Annotated in this window: 18 protein-coding genes; 10 read left to right on the top strand and 8 right to left on the bottom strand. The window is 67.3% G+C overall.

Going from position 1 to position 16,986, the window contains the following annotated elements; translation table 11 throughout:
- Positions 1-9: 9 nt before the first annotated feature.
- Positions 10-1,248, top strand: coding sequence for an RNA-binding domain-containing protein (locus AABN02_RS18770; protein ID WP_338416437.1), 1,239 nt, complete (start codon positions 10-12; stop codon positions 1,246-1,248).
- A gap of 16 nt (positions 1,249-1,264) precedes the next feature.
- Here AABN02_RS18770 and AABN02_RS18775 read toward each other — a convergent pair whose 3' ends face one another.
- The 6 genes from AABN02_RS18775 to AABN02_RS18800 all read right to left on the bottom strand — a co-directional run bounded on the left by AABN02_RS18775 (position 1,265) and on the right by AABN02_RS18800 (position 8,187).
- Positions 1,265-1,960 carry an ABC transporter ATP-binding protein gene (locus AABN02_RS18775; protein WP_338416438.1) on the bottom strand — a complete coding sequence of 232 codons (696 nt, stop codon included), beginning with the start codon at positions 1,958-1,960 and terminating at the stop codon, positions 1,265-1,267.
- A gap of 11 nt (positions 1,961-1,971) precedes the next feature.
- Complete coding sequence (locus AABN02_RS18780; protein ID WP_338416439.1) at positions 1,972-2,760, bottom strand: ABC transporter ATP-binding protein; 789 nt, start codon at positions 2,758-2,760, stop codon at positions 1,972-1,974.
- The gene (locus AABN02_RS18785) at positions 2,757-4,064 is read right to left on the bottom strand and encodes a branched-chain amino acid ABC transporter permease (RefSeq protein ID WP_338416440.1); all 1,308 of its coding nucleotides are present in this window, start codon (positions 4,062-4,064) and stop codon (positions 2,757-2,759) included. Before AABN02_RS18785 ends, AABN02_RS18780 begins: the two co-directional genes overlap by 4 nt.
- Positions 4,065-4,067: 3 nt before the next feature.
- Positions 4,068-5,102, bottom strand: coding sequence for a branched-chain amino acid ABC transporter permease (locus AABN02_RS18790; protein WP_338416441.1), 1,035 nt, complete (start codon positions 5,100-5,102; stop codon positions 4,068-4,070).
- A gap of 31 nt (positions 5,103-5,133) precedes the next feature.
- The gene (locus AABN02_RS18795; protein ID WP_338416479.1) at positions 5,134-6,333 is read right to left on the bottom strand and encodes a branched-chain amino acid ABC transporter substrate-binding protein; all 1,200 of its coding nucleotides are present in this window, start codon (positions 6,331-6,333) and stop codon (positions 5,134-5,136) included.
- A 207-nt stretch (positions 6,334-6,540) separates the two neighbouring features.
- Positions 6,541-8,187, bottom strand: coding sequence for a 3-(methylthio)propionyl-CoA ligase (locus AABN02_RS18800; protein ID WP_338416442.1), 1,647 nt, complete (start codon positions 8,185-8,187; stop codon positions 6,541-6,543).
- Between the two features lie 208 nt (positions 8,188-8,395).
- Between AABN02_RS18800 and AABN02_RS18805 the strand changes: the two genes are divergently transcribed.
- The 5 genes from AABN02_RS18805 to AABN02_RS18825 are packed head-to-tail and all read left to right on the top strand — an operon-like array spanning position 8,396 to position 12,125.
- Positions 8,396-9,922: a YdiU family protein gene (locus AABN02_RS18805; RefSeq protein ID WP_338416443.1), complete on the top strand. Its 1,527-nt coding sequence runs from the start codon at positions 8,396-8,398 to the stop codon at positions 9,920-9,922.
- A gap of 27 nt (positions 9,923-9,949) precedes the next feature.
- Positions 9,950-10,351, top strand: coding sequence for a peptide-methionine (R)-S-oxide reductase MsrB (gene msrB / locus AABN02_RS18810; protein WP_338416444.1), 402 nt, complete (start codon positions 9,950-9,952; stop codon positions 10,349-10,351).
- Positions 10,352-10,377: 26 nt separating this feature from the next.
- Positions 10,378-11,004, top strand: coding sequence for a septation protein A (locus AABN02_RS18815; RefSeq protein ID WP_338416445.1), 627 nt, complete (start codon positions 10,378-10,380; stop codon positions 11,002-11,004).
- A 2-nt stretch (positions 11,005-11,006) separates the two neighbouring features.
- Positions 11,007-11,282 (top strand): BolA family protein, encoded by a 276-nt coding sequence (locus AABN02_RS18820; RefSeq protein WP_338416446.1) that lies wholly within the window; start codon positions 11,007-11,009, stop codon positions 11,280-11,282.
- A gap of 36 nt (positions 11,283-11,318) precedes the next feature.
- The gene (locus tag AABN02_RS18825; RefSeq protein WP_338416447.1) at positions 11,319-12,125 is read left to right on the top strand and encodes a peptidylprolyl isomerase; all 807 of its coding nucleotides are present in this window, start codon (positions 11,319-11,321) and stop codon (positions 12,123-12,125) included.
- On the opposite strand, the gene AABN02_RS18830 is transcribed toward AABN02_RS18825, so the two are convergent.
- Positions 12,104-12,829, bottom strand: a complete 726-nt coding sequence (locus AABN02_RS18830) for a heparan-alpha-glucosaminide N-acetyltransferase (protein ID WP_338416448.1) — start codon at positions 12,827-12,829, stop codon at positions 12,104-12,106. The two genes, AABN02_RS18825 and AABN02_RS18830, sit on opposite strands and share 22 nt — an antisense overlap.
- 48 nt (positions 12,830-12,877) lie before the next feature.
- On the opposite strand from AABN02_RS18830, the gene AABN02_RS18835 reads away from it, so the two are divergent.
- From AABN02_RS18835 to AABN02_RS18850, 4 genes are all read left to right on the top strand, one after another.
- Complete coding sequence (locus AABN02_RS18835) at positions 12,878-13,381, top strand: thioesterase family protein (protein ID WP_338416449.1); 504 nt, start codon at positions 12,878-12,880, stop codon at positions 13,379-13,381.
- A 1-nt stretch (position 13,382) separates the two neighbouring features.
- On the top strand, positions 13,383-14,384 hold the full coding sequence (locus tag AABN02_RS18840; protein WP_338416450.1) for a 2-dehydropantoate 2-reductase: 1,002 nt from the start codon (positions 13,383-13,385) through the stop codon (positions 14,382-14,384).
- A gap of 89 nt (positions 14,385-14,473) precedes the next feature.
- Positions 14,474-15,505 (top strand): glycosyltransferase, encoded by a 1,032-nt coding sequence (locus tag AABN02_RS18845; RefSeq protein ID WP_338416451.1) that lies wholly within the window; start codon positions 14,474-14,476, stop codon positions 15,503-15,505.
- A gap of 12 nt (positions 15,506-15,517) precedes the next feature.
- Positions 15,518-16,456, top strand: a complete 939-nt coding sequence (locus AABN02_RS18850) for an ATP-grasp fold amidoligase family protein (RefSeq protein WP_338416452.1) — start codon at positions 15,518-15,520, stop codon at positions 16,454-16,456.
- Between the two features lie 28 nt (positions 16,457-16,484).
- Here AABN02_RS18850 and AABN02_RS18855 read toward each other — a convergent pair whose 3' ends face one another.
- The gene (locus AABN02_RS18855; protein WP_338416453.1) at positions 16,485-16,985 is read right to left on the bottom strand and encodes a hypothetical protein; all 501 of its coding nucleotides are present in this window, start codon (positions 16,983-16,985) and stop codon (positions 16,485-16,487) included.
- Position 16,986: the final 1 nt, after the last annotated feature.

The following is a 16,986-nucleotide window of genomic DNA, read 5'->3' on the forward strand; positions in this document are numbered from 1 at the left end:
AATTGCCCCATGATCCCGAACGACCTCCTGCTCCTGCTCCGCCAAGGCGAGAACTCCGGCGTCGAATTCAAGCGCGATGACCTGCGGGCCGAGCAACTGGCCCGCGAGGTGGTGGCACTCGCCAACTTCCAGGGCGGGCGCGTGATCGTCGGGGTCGAGGACGACGGCCAGATCAGCGGCATCCAGCGGCCCGACCTCGAACGCTGGGTCATGGACACCGTGTTCGGTCGATTCATCCACCCGCAACTGTTGCCCTACTACGAGGAAATCACGCTCGACACCGGCCAGCGCGTGGCCGTCATCACCGTGCTGACCGGCACCGCCAAGCCCTACGTGCTCCGCCACAACCAGCGCGAAGACATCTACGTGCGTGTCGGTAGCACCTCGCAACTGGCGACACGGGAACAGCAGGCCGCCCTGTTCGCTTCGGGCGGGTTGCTGCATGCCGAGGTGCTGCCCGTGTCCGGCTCCGGACTGGCCGATCTGGACCGGGCACGGCTGACGGACTACCTCGGCCGCGTGCTCGACGATGAGGTGCCCGCGACGGACGGCGACTGGCACAGCCGGCTCTGCGGTCTGGGGTTCATGACGGAACGGGCGGACGGCCCGCCGGTCTGCACCATCGCCGGCACGGTGCTGTTCGCGCACCGACCACGCCGGCTGCTGCGCCAGGCAGGGGTACGGTGGATGGCGTTCGCGGGGAACGACCTCGACTATCAGGCGCTTGATGACATCGTGCTGGATGGGCCGCTGGTCGGGCTGTGGTCTCGGTCGACACAGGGGCAGGTGTTCCGCGCACAGCACGGTCTGGTCGAGCAACTGCTGGAGCGCGCCACGCCGTTCCTGTCAACGGAGTCGGCTGAACTCGCTGAAAACCTGCGCCGGGAACGCCACTGGCACTACCCGCCCGACGCCCTGCGGGAGGCGCTGCTGAATGCCTTTGTCCACCGCGACTGGACGCGCCCCGGCGAGGTCGAACTGGTCCGCTTCGGCGACCGGCTGACCCTCACCAGCCCCGGCGCCATGCAGAACTCGATGACCGTGGCCAAGATGCTGGCGGGTCAGCGCTCAGCCCGAAACCCGATCCTGGTCGAGGTGATGCGCGACTACGGGTATGTCGAGGCCCGGGGCATGGGCGTGCGGCGCAAGATCGTGCCGCAGGTGCGGACGCTGGCTGGACGGGATGCTGAATTCGAGGCGACGCAGGACCATGTGCGCTTGACGCTGCCGGCGGCGGCACCTCGGTGAGCCAGGCCGGCGGGGCTCAAACCTCCAGCCACTCCTTGCGGATATAAGCATTCGCCTTCAGTTCCGCCGGCGTCCCCTCGAACACGATCTGCCCGTGCCCCATCAGCAGGCAGCGCTGCGACACCTCCAGCGCGATCGTCAGTTTCTGCTCCACCAGCAGCACGCTGATCCCCCGCCGCTGCAGTTCCCGCAGGTACTCGCCCACCAGTTCGACGATCTTCGGCGCGAGGCCTTCGGTCGGTTCGTCGATCATGATCAGGTCCGGGTCGCCCATCAGCGTGCGGCACAGCGTGAGCATCTGCTGTTCGCCGCCCGAGAGCACGCCGGCCTCGGTGTGCTGGCGTTCCTTGAGCCGCGGGAACATGCCGTACATGTCGTCGAAGGACCAGCGCCCCGACTTGCCCGCCACCTTCTGCCCCAGCATCAGGTTCTGGTGCACCGTGAGCTTGGGGAAGATGTCGCGGTTCTCGGGCACGTAGCCGATGCCGCGGTGGGCGATCTCGTAGGCCTTGCGCCCCAGGAGTTCCTCGCCCTTCCAGCGGATCGAGCCTTGCCCGTCCACCAGCCCCATGACCGTCTTGACCGTGGTCGAGCGGCCCGAGCCGTTGCGGCCGAGCAGCGCGACGATCTCGCCGGGTTCGATGCGCAGCGACACGCCGTGCAGGACGTGGCTCTTGCCGTAGTAGGCGTGGAGGTTGTCGAGTTCGAGCATCTTGTCTGTCGTCAATGTCCCTGGGCGAGCACGGAGCCGAGGTACGCCTCCTGCACCCGCGGATTGGCGCGCACCGCCTCCGGCGTGTCGAAGGCGATCACCTCGCCATACACCAGCACCGCGATCCGGTCCGCCAGCCCGAAGACCACGCCCATGTCGTGTTCCACCGTCAGCAGCGTGCGGCCCTCGGTCACCTCGCGGATGAGCTGGATGAAGCGCGTCGTCTCGCCGCGGCTCATGCCGGCGGTCGGCTCGTCCAGCAGCACCACCTGCGAGCCGCCGGCGATCGTCAGCCCGATCTCCAGCGCCCGCTGCTCCGCATAGGTCAGGTTCATCGCCAGCACGTCGCGGCGCTTGTCGAGGTGGAGCTGGTGCAGCAGCGCATCCGTGCGGTCGTTGGCGTCCTTCAGCTCGGACAGGAACTTCCAGAACGCATACCGGTAGCCCAGGCTCCACAGCACCGCGCAGCGGATGTTCTCGAACACGCTCAGCTTCGGGAACAGGTTACTGACCTGGAAACTGCGCGCCAGCCCCTTGCGGTTGATCTCGTAGGGCGCCTTGCCCTCGATGCGCTCTCCGAACAGGCGGATCTGGCCGCTGGTCGGGGCGAGCCGGCCGCTGATCAGGTTGAACAGCGTCGACTTGCCGGCGCCGTTCGGCCCGATGATCGCCACCCGCTCGCCCTGGCGGACCTGCAGCTGCGCGCCGCGGATGATCTGCGTCTTGCCGAAGGACTTGTGGACGTTGTCGAGTTCGACAGCAAAGGGTGCCGTAGCGGCAGCAGGGGTGGCGGTGCTCACAGGGCCTCCCGGCGTTTGATTTCCTTCTCGATCTCGCCCTGGGTGTCACCCCACTGGCGAGCGAACTCGCGCCGCGTCAGCTCGAACAGCCCGACGCCGACCAGCATCACGAACACCGCGCCCACCCAGGTGTTCACGCTCTCGGTGTTCAGCGTGGCGCCCAGGTAGCGCAGCTCGGGGCCGAGCGCGGCGTTGAGCTGGCGGTGGTAGACCATCTCCACCATCGCGCCGATGCCGACCAGCGCGGCAGCGCCCGTGCCGAACAGGCCGAGGTAGGCCGTCCACAGCCGGCGCAGCTTGCCAAACGCCGCCACCCGCAGGTTCATCATGATCAGGCTGGCCAGCCCGCCCGGCGCATACATCACCATGAACAGGAAGACCAGGCCCAGGTAGAGCAGCCACGCCGTCGTCAGCTCCGACAGCAACACCAGCGCGATCACCATCAGGATGGCGCCGAGGATGGGGCCGAAGAAGAAGGTCGCGCCGCCAAGGAAGACGAACAGCAGGTAGGCGCCCGAGCGGTGCGCGCCGACGACTTCCGCGGTCACAATCTCGAAGTTCAGCGCGCCCAGCCCGCCGCCGATGCCGGCGAAGAAGCCCGCGATCATGAAGGCGATGTAGCGGATGCGCTGCGTGCTGTAGCCGATGAACTCGACCCGCTCGGGGTTGTCGCGCACGGCGTTGAGCATCCGGCCCAGCGGCGTCCGCGTGAAGGCGTACATCAGCGCGGTGCAGACGAAGCAGTAGACCGCGATCAGATAGTAGAGCTGGACCTGCGGGCCGAAGGTGATGCCCAGCACTGGCTGGCCGACCACGCGGTTCGACGACACGCCGCCCTCACCGCCAAAGAACTCCGGCAGCATCAGCGACATCGACCAGACCAGCTCGCCGACGCCCATGGTGATCATCGCGAAGGTCGTGCCCGCCTTCTTGGTGGACACATAGCCCAGCAGCGCGGCAAACGCCAGCCCGCCCAGCCCGCCCACCAGCGGCACCAGGCTCACTGGCAGGCCCAGCGTGCCGGCGCCGACCTGGTTGAGCGTGTGGATCGCCAGGTAAGCGCCGAGACCGGCGTAGACCGCATGGCCGAAGCTGAGCATCCCGCCCTGCCCCAGCAGCATGTTGTAGGACAGGCAGATGATGATCGCCACGCCCATCTGCGACAGCATGGTCATCGCGAAGCCGGAGGTCCACAGTTTCGGCGCCAGCAGCAGGACCAGCGCGAAGCCGCCCCAGATGATCCAGCGCCCGATGTTCCATGGCTTGAAATGGAATTCGGAAGGTTTGGACTGGTTCGATGCCATGCTTCAGCCCTCCCGCGTGCCGAGCAGCCCCTTCGGGCGGAAGATGAGGATGAGCACAAGCAGCAGGTAAGGAAGGATGGGCGCGGCCTGCGCCATCGTGATGCGCAGCAGCGGCCAGCCCGGGGTGGATGGGCCGATGCCGGCGCCGAAGAGTTGATTGAGCAGGGTGGCGAGCGAGCCGTCCACCGTCAGCGGCAGCGTCTGCAGCAGCCCGACCAGGATCGAGCCGACAAAGGCCCCCGCCAGCGAGCCGATGCCGCCGACCACGACCACCACGAAGATGATCGAGCCGACCACCGCCGCCATCGACGGCTCGGTGATGAAGGTGATGCCGCCGATCACGCCCGCCAGCCCGGCCAGCGCGCAGCCGCTGCCGAACACCAGCATCAGCACCCGCGGCACGTTGTGGCCCAGCGCCTCGGCCATCTCGGGGTGGGTCAGCGCCGCCTGGATGACGAGGCCGATCCGGGTGCGCGTCAGCAAGGCCCACAGCGCCACCAGCATCAGCAGCGCCACACCCATCATGAACACCCGCGTCATCGGGAACCGCGAGCAGTTCAAGAGGACGCTGGCCGTGTTCTGGCACATCTCGGCCGGCGCCTGGCCCCAGACCAGCCGCATTCCCTCGACCGAGGACTGCACCAGCGTGAAGGCCGAGCCCTGCAGCTGCGTCGGCGGCGAGAACGGCACCGAGGTGCGGCCCCAGATGAGCTGCACCACTTCGAGCAGCACGTAGGACAGCCCGAAGGTGATCAGCAGCTCCGGCACATGGCCGAACTTGTGCACCCGCCGCAGCGCGCCGCGCTCGAACAGGGCGCCCAACGCGCCCACCACAAGCGGCGCGAGCACCAGCGCCGGCCAGAAGCCGACCACGCCGGTGAGCGCATAGCCGATGTAGGCGCCGACCATGTAGAAGCTGGCGTGCGCGAAGTTCAGAACGCCCATCATGCTGAAGATCAGCGTCAGGCCCGAACTGAGCATGAACAGCAGCAGCCCGGAGCTGAAACCGTTCAGGAGATTGATGATGAGCTGATCCACGGCCGACGCGTCCCCTGCTGCTGAACCGGACTCAGCCCGGACGCTTCATCTGACAGGACGTCGGCGTACTGGCGATATAGGCCTCGTACTGCGCCACCGGAGCGAGCGTGTAGCCGGTCTTCTCGATCGAGTACGGGTACTTCGCGTCCGCCTTCTGCCAGCGGGTGATGAACAGCATCTGCTGCAGCTGGTGGTCGGCCTTGCGCATCTCGACGTCGCCGTTGAAGCTCTTGAACTTCAGGCCTTCCAGCGCCGCGGCCACCTTGACCGGGTCGGTCGACTTGGCCTTGGCCATGGCCTCGCCCAGCCCGGAGTAGATGTGGATCACGCTGCCGGTGTAGAAGTCGGCATCGAACTTCTTGTTGAACTCGTCGCGCCACTTGGCGATCTGCCCGGGGATGTGGTAGTGGTTGTAGGACACCTGGAACACGCGGCCATCGCCTTGGGCGCCAAGCGCAGTGGGCGTGCCGGTGACGCCGGTGTAGTAGGTGAAGAACTTGGCGGTCAGGCCCGCTTCGTTGGCCGCTTTCAGCAGCAGCGAGAGGTCGGAGCCCCAGTTGCCGGTGATGACCGTGTCGGCGCCACTGGCCTTGATCTTGGCAATGTAGGGCGCGAAGTCGCGCACCTGGGCCAGCGGGTGCAGGTCCTCGCCGACGAACTGCACATCCGGCCGCTTGCGCGCCATGATCTCCTTGGCGAATTTGGCGACCTGGTGGCCGTGGGCGTAGTTCTGGTTCAGCAGGTAGACCTTCTGGACATCCTTCTGGTCCTTCATGAACGTGGTCAGCGCCTCCATCTTCATGGAGGTGTCGGCGTCCATGCGGAAGTGCCAGTAGCTGCACTTGCTGTTGGTCAGGTCCGGGTCCACCGCCGAGTGGTTCAGGTAGATGACTTCCTTGCCGGGATTGCGTTCGTTGTGCTTGTTGACCGCGTCGATCAGCGCGGCCGCAGCGCCCGAGCCGTTGCCCTGGGTGACGTAGCGGATGCCTTGGTCGATCGCTGCCTTCAGCGCCGTCAGCGATTCGGCCGGGCTGAGCTTGTTGTCGAAGGGGACGACCTCAAAATTGACGCCCGCCGGGTTGCCCGCGCCGCTGAACTTCTCGGCGAAGAAGCGGAAGCTGTTGACCTGGTTCTGGCCGACGGGGCCCATCAGGCCGGTCAGCGGGTCGATCCAGGCGATCTTGACCGTCTCGCCCTTCTGGGCGAGCGCGGCCGAAGCGAACATCGTCATCGCCGCCAGGGCGCCGGCCTTGAGTACCAGGCCCATCGGCTGAACACGGTTGTGAACGCGGGTCGTCATGTCGAAGTTTCCTTGCTGTTCGCCGGTGGATCCGGCTGGGTGGCGAGATAGTGCGGCAAGCCCATCGGCTCCGCGTCAGGGACTACCACTAACGCCTGTCGCGGTCGGGACAAGACCGCGACAGGTCGGGTCAGGGGCTCAGATCGTCGGCAGCACGTAATGCTTGAACAGTTCGCGCAGCTTGAGTTTCTGGATCTTGCCGGTGGCGGTGTGGGGCAGCTCGTCGACGAACACCACGTCGTCCGGGATCTGCCACTTGGCAATGCGGCCGTCGTAGAAGGCCAGCAGCTCGTCCCGCGTCACCGACTGCCCGGCCTTGCGCACGACCACCAGCAGCGGGCGCTCGTCCCACTTCGGGTGGTGGCAGGAGATCGCGGCGGCCTCCATCACCGCCGGGTGGGCCATGGCGACGTTCTCCAGATCGATCGAGCTGATCCACTCGCCGCCGGACTTGATGACGTCCTTGCTGCGGTCGGTGATCTGCATGAAGCCGTCGGCGTCGATGGAGGCGACGTCACCGGTGGGGAACCAGTCCTGGCCGTTGATCTGCTGCAACGGCGATTCCGGGCGCCCCATGTAGCCGTTGACGACCCACTGGCCACGCACCACCAGGTCGCCCGTGGTCTTGCCGTCCCAGGGCTGCTCGGTGCCGTCGTCGCCGACGATGGCCATGTCGATGCCGTAGATGACGCGGCCCTGCTTCTCCAGCAGGCGGTGCTGCGCCTCGGCGGGCAGGTTCTTGTGCTTGGCCTTGAGCTTGGAGAGCGTGCCCAGCGGCGACAGCTCGGTCATGCCCCAGGCGTGGATCACCTCCAGCCCGAAATCGTCTTCCAGCGTGCGCATCATCGACGGTGGGCAGGCGGAGCCACCGATGACCGTGCGCTTCAGGCTGGTGACCTTCAGGTTGTTGGCCTTCATGTAGTTGATCGCGCCCAGCCACACGGTCGGCACCCCCGCGCTGAAGGTGACCTGCTCGGACTCGAACAGCTCGTACAGCGACTTGCCATCCAGGTGCGGCCCCGGGAACACCAGCTTGGCACCCACCATCGCGGCGCTGTAGGGCAGGCCCCAGGCGTTGACGTGGAACATCGGCACGACAGGCAGGATCACGTCGCTGGAGGAGCAGTCCATCGCATCCGGCATGGTCGACGCGAAGGCGTGGAGGATGGTCGAGCGGTGGCTGTAGACGGCGCCCTTGGGGTTGCCGGTGGTGCCCGAGGTGTAGCAGATGCTGGACGCCGACATCTCGTCGAACACCGGCCAGGCGTAGTCACCGTTTTCGGCCTCGACCAGCTCCTCGTAGCACAGCAGGTTCGGGATGGCGGACTGCGCCGGCATGTGCGCACGGTCGGTCATCAGCACGAAATGCTGCACCGTCGGCATGTGCGCCGCCAGCTTTTCGACCAGCGGCAGGAAGGTCAGGTCGAAGCACAGCACGCGGTCCGCTGCATCGCTGACGATCCAGGCGATCTGCTCGGGGAACAGGCGCGGGTTGATGGTGTGACAGACCAGTTGCGAGCCGGAGACGCCGTAGTAGATCTCGAAGTGCCGGTAGCCGTTCCAGGCCAGCGTGCCGACGCGGTCGCCGACCACGCAGCCGAGCCGAGCCATCGCCTGCGCCACCTTGCGGCTGCGCAGTTCGGCCTCGCGGTAGGTGGTGCGGTGCAGATCGCCTTCGACGCGCTTGGAGACGATCTCGGTGTCGGCGGCATGCCGGGCGGCATGCACCAGCAGCGACGAGATCATCAGCGGCATCGTCATCATCTGGCCCATCAGGGTGCTCATGGTCGGGGTTCCTTGTTGTGGAGAGTCTGGTGAAGGTGCGAGGGTGCGACAGTGAGGACTGTAGGTCGATCCGTACGACTATAGAAAATCTACCCACGGCACGCGCTAGCGTTTAACCCTCGCCAAATGTCGCCCGGATGACTTCGGGGCAGGCTCAGGGAAGTCCCTGCCACGCTCGCCACCCGGGGCCGCTGGCTACACTGCCGCCATGAACGCTGCGCTGCCCCTGGAACGCCTCACCTTCGACCCCGCACACCTGCACTGGGTCAACCGCTATGCCCGGCTCGGCATGCCGTTTGCCCACCGCCAGCCGGGCCATGCGCTGCCTGCGCCGCGCTGGGTCGCCACCAGCGACGCCGCAGCCGCCGATCTGGGCTGGCCCGCCGACTGGTGGCAGCGCGAAGGCGCCCTCGCCGCCTTCAGCGCCGGCACGCCGTGGCCGGGCATGGAAACCGCCTCGACGGTCTACAGCGGCCACCAGTTCGGCGTCTGGGCCGGCCAGCTGGGCGACGGCCGTGCGCTGCTGCTCGGCGAGGTCGAGACCCCCGACGGTGCGCGCGAGCTGCAGCTCAAGGGCAGCGGCATGACGCCCTACTCCCGGCGCGCCGATGGCCGCGCGGTGCTGCGCTCGTCGATCCGCGAATTCCTGTGTTCCGAGGCCATGCACGCCCTCGGCATCCCCACGACCCGCGCGCTGGCGCTGACCGCGTCCGACCTGCCCGTGCGCCGTGAACGCGCCGAAACCGCGGCCGTGGTCACGCGGGTCGCGCCGAGCTTCCTGCGCTTCGGCCACTTCGAGCACTTCTGCCACCACGTGCGCGACGGTGACTACACCGCGCTGCGCCGTCTGACCGACTTCGTCATCGACCACCATTACCCGGCATGCCGAGACGTCGCACAGCCGGTGGCCGCCCTGCTGACCGAGGTCGCGCGCCGCACGGCGGGCATGGTCGCAGACTGGCAGGCGGTCGGCTTCTGCCACGGCGTGATGAACACGGACAACCTGTCCATCCTCGGCCTGACGATCGACTACGGCCCCTTCGGCTTCCTCGACGGCTTCGATCCGATGCACATCTGCAACCACTCGGACGAACAGGGCCGCTACGCCTACGCCCGCCAGCCGCAGGTCGCCTACTGGAACCTGCACGCGCTGGCGCAGGCGCTGGTGCCGCTGATCGAGGGCGACACCGAACAAGTCACCGCCCTCCTGACCGAAGCGCTCTCGCACTACCCCGACGAGTTCGCCCACCAGCTCGGCCAGCGCATGCGCGCCAAGCTTGGCCTGAGCACCGAGCAGGACGGCGACCAGGCGCTGGTCGACGACCTCATGCGCCTGATGGCCCGGCACCAGATCGACTACACGCTGACCTGGCGCCTGCTGGGCGACCACCGCGTCGGTGCCGTCGGCGCGCTGGCGCCAGAACCGGTGCGCGACCTGTTCCTGGACGCCGACGCGTTCGACGCCTGGACCGTCCGCTACGACGAGCGCCTGCGCGCCGAAAGTAGCGTGGACGCCGAGCGGCGCGCGCGCATGCACGCGGTCAACCCGCGCTACATCCTGCGCAACCACCTGGCCGAAACGGCGATCCGGCTGGCCGAGGCCGGTGATTACAGCGAGGTGCAGCGCCTGCACCTGGTCCTGAGCCGGCCGTTCGACGAGCAGCCGGAACACGCCGCCTACGCCGAGCTGCCGCCCGCCTGGGCCAGCTCGCTCGAAATCTCCTGCTCGTCCTGACGCCGCCCTGATTCCCGGAGACCTTCCATGACCTACCCGATTGCCAAGACCGATGCCGAATGGCGGGCGCAGCTCGACGCCACCCAGTTCGCCGTCACCCGCCAGTCCGCCACCGAGCGCGCCTTCAGCGGCAAGTACTGGAACCACTGGGCCGACGGCAGCTACCGCTGCGTCTGCTGCGACGCGCTGCTGTTCGACGCGGACACCAAGTTCGACGCTGGCTGCGGCTGGCCGAGCTTCAGCGCCGAGATCGAGAAAGGCCGGATCGAGCGCGTGGTGGACCAGAGCCACGGCATGGTGCGGGTGGAGGTCAGATGCCAACAATGTGGCGCCCACCTCGGTCATGTCTTCGATGATGGGCCCGAACCCTCAGGCGAGCGGTACTGCATCAATTCCGCTTCGATAGACTTCAGGCCCGACACACCCTGACCCTGGCGCTGTAGCTGCTGCTCCCGATGAAAATATTCCTCGACTTCCTGCCCATCGTCCTGTTCTTCCTGACCTACAACCAGGCAGAGAAACGGGCCGACGAGGCCGCCGCCCTCGCCACCGACTGGTTCGGTTTCATGGTCGCCGGTGGCGCGGTCGGGGCCAAGGAGGCGCCGGTGCTGCTGGCCACCGTGGTGGTGATCCTGGCCACCTTCGCCCAGGTGCTCTACCTCAAGCTGCGCGGCCAGAAGGTCGACACCATGCTGTGGATCAGCCTCGGTCTGGTGACGGTCATGGGTGGTGCCACCATCTACTTCCACAACGACACCTTCATCAAGTGGAAGCCGAGCGTGCTGTACTGGGTGATGGCCGCGTCCTTCTGGCTCAGTCCGATCCTGGCCAACAAGAACCTGCTCAAGCTCATGATGGGCGACCAGGTCGATCTGCCCGAGTTCGCGTGGCGCAACCTGAACCTGGCGTGGATCGCCTTCTTCAGCTTCATGGGCGTGCTCAATCTCTGGGTCGCCTACAACTACGACACCAGCACCTGGGTCTCCTTCAAGTCCTTCGGCGGCATGGGCCTGATGTTCGTGTTCATGGTCGCTCAAGGTTTCTACCTGACCCGCCACCTAAAGTCGCCGGACGGAGAGTGAGCATGAGCGCCAACCACACACCGGGCGTCTCGGCCCTCGCCATCGAGCAGGCGCTGCAGCAGCGTCTGAACCCCATCGGGCTGGAGGTGATCGACGAAAGTCACCTCCACGCCGGGCATGTCGGAGCGGCTTCCGGAAGGCATTTCCGGGTCCGTATCCGCTCGGACCGGTTCGCCGGTCTGACCCGGATTGCCCGGCATCGGCTTGTGTATGATGCCGTCGCCGAGTTGATTCCCCAGGGCATCCATGCGTTGGCCATCGAAGCCGAAATCGCCTGAATGTCTTCCCACTGACGCTAAAAGGTTCCTTAATCCATGAAGAAGCTCTCGTTCGCCGTGTCCGCCGTCGCCCTCGCGGCTGCTCTGCTGCCGGCGCTGGCCTCGGCCCAGAACATCGCCATCGTCAATGGCAAGGCGGTGCCCAAGGCGCGCTTCGAATCGTTCATGACCCAGGTCACCAAGCAGGGCAACCAGCCCCGCACGCCGGAGCTGGAGCAGCAGGTCAAGGACGAACTCGTGCTGCGCGAAATCTTCGTGCAGGAAGCCGAAGCCCGCGGTCTGCAGCGCGGCGAGGAATACCGCAGCCAGATGGACGTCGCGCGCCAGAGCCTGCTGATCCGCGAGCTGTTCAATGAGTACCAGAAGAAGAACGCCGTCAGCGACGCCGAAGTCAAGGCCGAGTACGACAAGCTCAAGGGCACCGGCGGCGGCACCGAATACCGCGCCCGCCACATCCTGGTCGAGAAGGAAGACGAGGCCAAGGCCCTGATCGCCCAGCTCAAGGCCGGCGCCAAGTTCGAGGACCTGGCCAAGGCCAACTCGAAGGACCCGGGTTCGGCACCGAACGGTGGCGATCTGGACTGGGCGGCTCCGGGCAACTTCGTCCCCGAGTTCTCGCAGGCCATGGTGAAGCTCGAAAAGGGCAAGTTCACCGAAACCGCGGTGAAGAGCCAGTTCGGCTACCACATCATCCAGCTCGAAGACTCGCGCGCCGCGACCTTCCCGAGCCTGGAAGAAGTCAAGCCGCAGCTCTCGCAGCGTCTGCAGCAGGCCAAGATGACCAAGTTCCGCGAGGACCTGAAGAACAAGGCCAAGACCGACTACAAGTTCGGCGCACAGTAAGTCCAGGCCAGCACCAGCCCGAGCAGCACCGGCTGGTGCACCATGTAGTAACTCAGCGACCACCGCCCGAGCCGCGCCAGCGGCTGCAGCACCGCCGGCAGGCGGCCCTGCAACACCCCCGGGCGGTGTGTCAGCAGCCACTGTCCGGCGCCCAGCCCGACGGCCACCACCCCCAGCCACGGCAGCAGCGGCACATAGTCCTCCGTGATCGGCTTGTGGGTGACCAGCCCGACCCAGTTGGTCCAGCGGGTATCGAACACCGGATGCGCGACACCGGACGCCAGCCCGATCGCCGCCACCCCCAGCAGCAGCCAGCCCCAACCCGGCAGACGCACGAAGCGCACCACCAGCAGCGACACCGCCACCGCGTGCAGCACGCCGAAGCTGATCCAGCTGTGCGGAAACATCAGCGCTGATCCGGCGCTCACCAGCAGCGCACACCCCGCCACCCGCAGCCAGCGTCGCCAGAAACGTTCCGTCGGCGTCCCCTGGGCCTGCGCCACCGCCTGCGAGAGACCGACACAGCCCAGGAACAGCGTGACGATGCACAGGCGCTGCCAGGTCCAGAACGGATCGGCGTAGAAATTCTGGCGCGGGATGAGCCGGAACTGGTTCAGGTCGAAGCTGAAATGGAACACGGTCATCCAGACCATGGCGAGGCCGCGCAGGGCGTCCAGCCGGTCATATCGAGCAGGGAGCGTCATGCACGTGACGATAGCGCAGACCCATGGCCCGCTACCATCCCGGGCACCATGCCGCACACCGCCCACCCCCACCAGCCTCCCCGCCGCCGCAGCGCCGAAGAACAAGCCCGCCTCCACCAGGCCATCACCGAACTCTGGGAACAGCGCATCACCTTCAACACCGTGCTCGGGCTGAAGGTCGAGTCGCTGGACCCCGCCTCCCCGCGCCTGCGCTTCGACATGCGACCGGAACTGGTTGGCCATTTCCTCTACGGACGGCTGCACGGCGGCGTGATCTCCGCCGCGCTGGACGCCATGGGCGGCTTCGCGCTCACCACCGCCATCGGCGAAAAACACCCCGACGAAACCGCCGACCAGGTCATGCACCGCTTCGGCCGCATGGGCACGATCGACCTGCGCATCGACTACCTGCGCCAAGGCATCGGCACGCATTTCATCGCCAGCGCCGAGGTGACGCGGCTGGGCGGCCGGGTCGGCTCCACCCAGATGCGCCTGCACAACGACGAGGGCGTGCTGATCGCCACCGGCGCCGCGGCCTACATCGTGAGCTGAAATGAAGAACATCTGCATCATCGGCGCCGGCTCGATCGGCGGCTTCATCGGCACGCGGCTCGCCGCCACCGGCCAGACCGCCGTGAGCGCTATCGCACGCGGCGCCACGCTGGACGCGCTGCGCACCCACGGCTGGCGGCTGCGTCAAGGCGACCAGTTGCTGCAGGCACCCGTCGCCGTGGCCTCGGCGCATGCCGCCGATCTGGGCGTGCAGGATCTGGTCATCGTCGCCGTCAAGGGACCGGCGCTGACGCAGGTCGCGCGCGACATCGCGCCACTGCTCGGCCCGCACACCGTGGTGCTGCCCGCCATGAATGGCGTGCCGTGGTGGTTCATCGAGGGCCGGTCTGGTCTGGGCGACGCGCCGCTGGACAGCGTGGATCCGGGTGGCTTCATCCGCGCCGCCATTCCGCTGCGCCACGTGCTGGGGTGTGTCGTGCACGCCAGCACCGCGTCGCCGGAGCCCGGGCTGGTGCAGCACCGCATGGGGCGAGGGCTGATCGTCGGCGAGCCGCTCGGCGGACAGTCAGAGCGGTCCGCACGGGTCGCGGCGCTGCTCGCGGCGGCCGGTTTCGAGGTCACGGACTCGGCCGACGTGCGGGCTGACATCTGGTACAAGCTCTGGGGCAATCTGACGATGAACCCCATCTCGGCCCTCACCGGCGCCACCATCGACCGCGTGTTGGCCGACCCGCTGACCCGCCAGTTCTGCACCGATGCCATGGCCGAAGCCGCGTTGATCGGTGAGCGCATCGGCTGCCACATCGCGCAGCGCCCCGAGGACCGGCACCTGGTCACCGCCAAGCTCGGCGCGTTCAAGACCTCGATGCTCCAGGACGTGGAGGCCGGCCGGCCGATCGAGCTGGACGCCATCGTCACCGCCGTGCGGGAAATCGGGCAGCGTGTCGGCCTGCCGACGCCGCAGATCGACGTGCTGCTCGGCCTGACCCGGCTGTTCGCACGCGTCCGCGGCCTGTATCCGGAGGCCGCCGGACCGACCTGACCCCCTTTGTTCAGGCGCCCGTGCTGCCCGAGACACGGGAGCAACATTCGCATGTCAAAACAGTATCCTTGTGTAACTACTGAGTTTGTATGCGAATCTCTATCCTCATCAACAACTTCAATTACGCCCGGTTCCTCGGCGACGCGATCGACAGCGCGCTCGCCCAGGCCGGTTCGGACGTGGAAGTGATCGTCTGCGACGACGCTTCCACGGACCACTCGTGGGAAGTGATCGAGGGATACGGCGCACGCATCCGGTCCTGGCGCAGCCCGCACAACCTCGGACAGGCCTCCGCCATGAACGCGGGGATGTCGATGAGTTCCGGCGAGTGGGTGCTCTTCCTGGACGCCGACGACCGGCTCGACCCGGATGCGCTGGCGGTCTGCCGGACGCTGATGGCCGAGGACGTCGCCAAGATCCAGTTCCAGCTCCAGTGCATCACCGAGGATGGCCGCCCCATGGGCCGCCAGATTCCCTACCTGCTGCACGAAGGCGACGTCCGGCCGCTGATCCAGCGCTTCGGCACCTACGGTGGACCGCCGTCGAGTGGCAATCTGTACCGGCGCTCGGCCATCGCGCGTTATTTCCCGCTCGAGGCCTCCGCCTGGCGCCGGGCTGCGGACACCCCGCCGTTCCTGCTGAGCGCCTTCAACGGGCGCGTCGTCAACGCGCCCCGCCCGCTCGGCTGCTACCGCATCCACTCGTCCGCCAACCGGGCGCGCGGCTGCTTCGGCAACATCTCTGCCCGCCACGGCGACATGCTGCGCATCGAGGCCCACCGGCGCAGCACCACGCTGGCGCTGCTGGCCCGCCACGACGGCATCGTGCTCGACGACCCGCCGTTGCACGCTCCGTGGAATCTGCGCAGCCGCGCGCTGTCCTTGCGCACAGAACCCGAACGCCACCCCTATCCAGAAGACACCCTGGGCTCGCTCATGCGGATGCAGGCGGAGTCCCTGGCCGCGTGTCCCGGCTACACCTGGTCCGAACGCCGCGCCGCGCAACTCTGGCTGCTGGTGGTGCTGCTGGCGCCGACGTCCTGGACGCCCCGCATCGCCATCTCCAACACCTCCGGCCGGATCCGGCGCTGGTTCCGGCAACTGCGCACCCACGTGGTCTGACCCGGCCAGCGCATGGCCCGCCCGCTCGCTGCACCGCTCCGGCACGCTGCGGCCCTGCTGCCGTCGCGGGCCCGCCATTTCCTGTCCCGTCTGCTCGGCATCCGCCGACCCGATCTGCTGCTGGCACGTCGCCTGGGCGCACTGCTGTCGGACCGGCACTACCTCGCCATCGGCTATCGGCTCTATTTCGGGGAATGGCCGGACTACGACCACCCGAGCACGATCAACGAGCACATCCACGCCTACATGCTGCGCTGCCGCTCGCCGCTGCTGCACATCGCTGCCGACAAGGCCCTGACGCGCGACCACGTCGCCCGCACCATCGGCCCGCAGTACCTCGTCCCGATGCTCGGACTCTGGCCGGACGCCGCCCGGGTCCCGATCGAGTCCCTGCCCCGTCCCTGCGTGCTCAAGCCAACGGTGGGCAGCGGTCAGGTGCTGTTCCTGCGTGCCGGTGAACCGCTCAACCTGTGCCAGACGCGCCTGACCCTGCAGCGCTGGCTGGACACCGAGTACAGCCGCATGAACCGCGAGTGGTGCTACGACCGCCTGCGCGGCCAGGTCATCGCCGAGGCCCTGCTCTCGGATGAACACGGTGACGTGCCGGCCGACTACAAGCTGTATGTGATCGGCGGCGCGGTGCGCTTCATCCAGGTCGACCGGGGCCGCTTCTGCCACCACACGCGCAACCTCTACGACACCGACTGGCAACTGCTAGCAGCGCGCCTGTCACTGGAGAACCACGCGCCCGATCCGCGGCCGGACTGTCTGGCCGAGATGATCGGCATCACGCTGCGGCTGGCGCAGTGCTTCGAGTTCCTGCGGGTGGACTGCTACGTCGTCGGCGGCCGGCTCTATGTGGGCGAGCTGACCAACTACCCCGGCGCCGGCTTCGAGCGCTTCATTCCCCACGCGTTCGCGCTGGAACTCGGCGCCCACTGGCAGCGGTAACGGTGCAGCCGTTCAGCCGTACCGGCGCTCAACGGCCGGAGGGCCGTGCAAACTCCGACTCGACCCACGCCAGCGCAGACACTCCGTTCAGCTTGAACGCCGGCGACACCCGCACCCGGGCCAGCTCGCCGCCATCGGCATCGAAGGCGCTGAGCGTGGCGTTCGGCTCGAACTCGTCCGGCACGATGTCCAGCGTCACCAGCACCCGACCGTGGTCCGTCGAGACATAGGCGCTCTTGTGCAGCTGGGCGTGGAGTTGCTGCTCGTGGCGGCGCAGCACCTCGGACGCGGTCTTCACCCAGGTGTTGAACGCCGCCATGTCCAGCGGCTTCGGGTTCTTCTTGTCGCGGCCCATGGTCCACGGGGCGACGAGCGCCGGCTCGGACTCGCCGTGGCGCGTCATCGACACCGCCCAGCCTTCGTCGCCTTCGTTCTTGATGACCTTGGCGGTCCAGACCTCGTCGCGCCACAGGCGCGGGGACTGGACCGGGGCAAACGGGTCTTCTTCGACTTCCGGAGCGTCGCTCATG

This window comes from uncultured Sphaerotilus sp. (assembly GCF_963924895.1).
Taxonomy (GTDB): Bacteria; Pseudomonadota; Gammaproteobacteria; order Burkholderiales; family Burkholderiaceae_C; genus Sphaerotilus.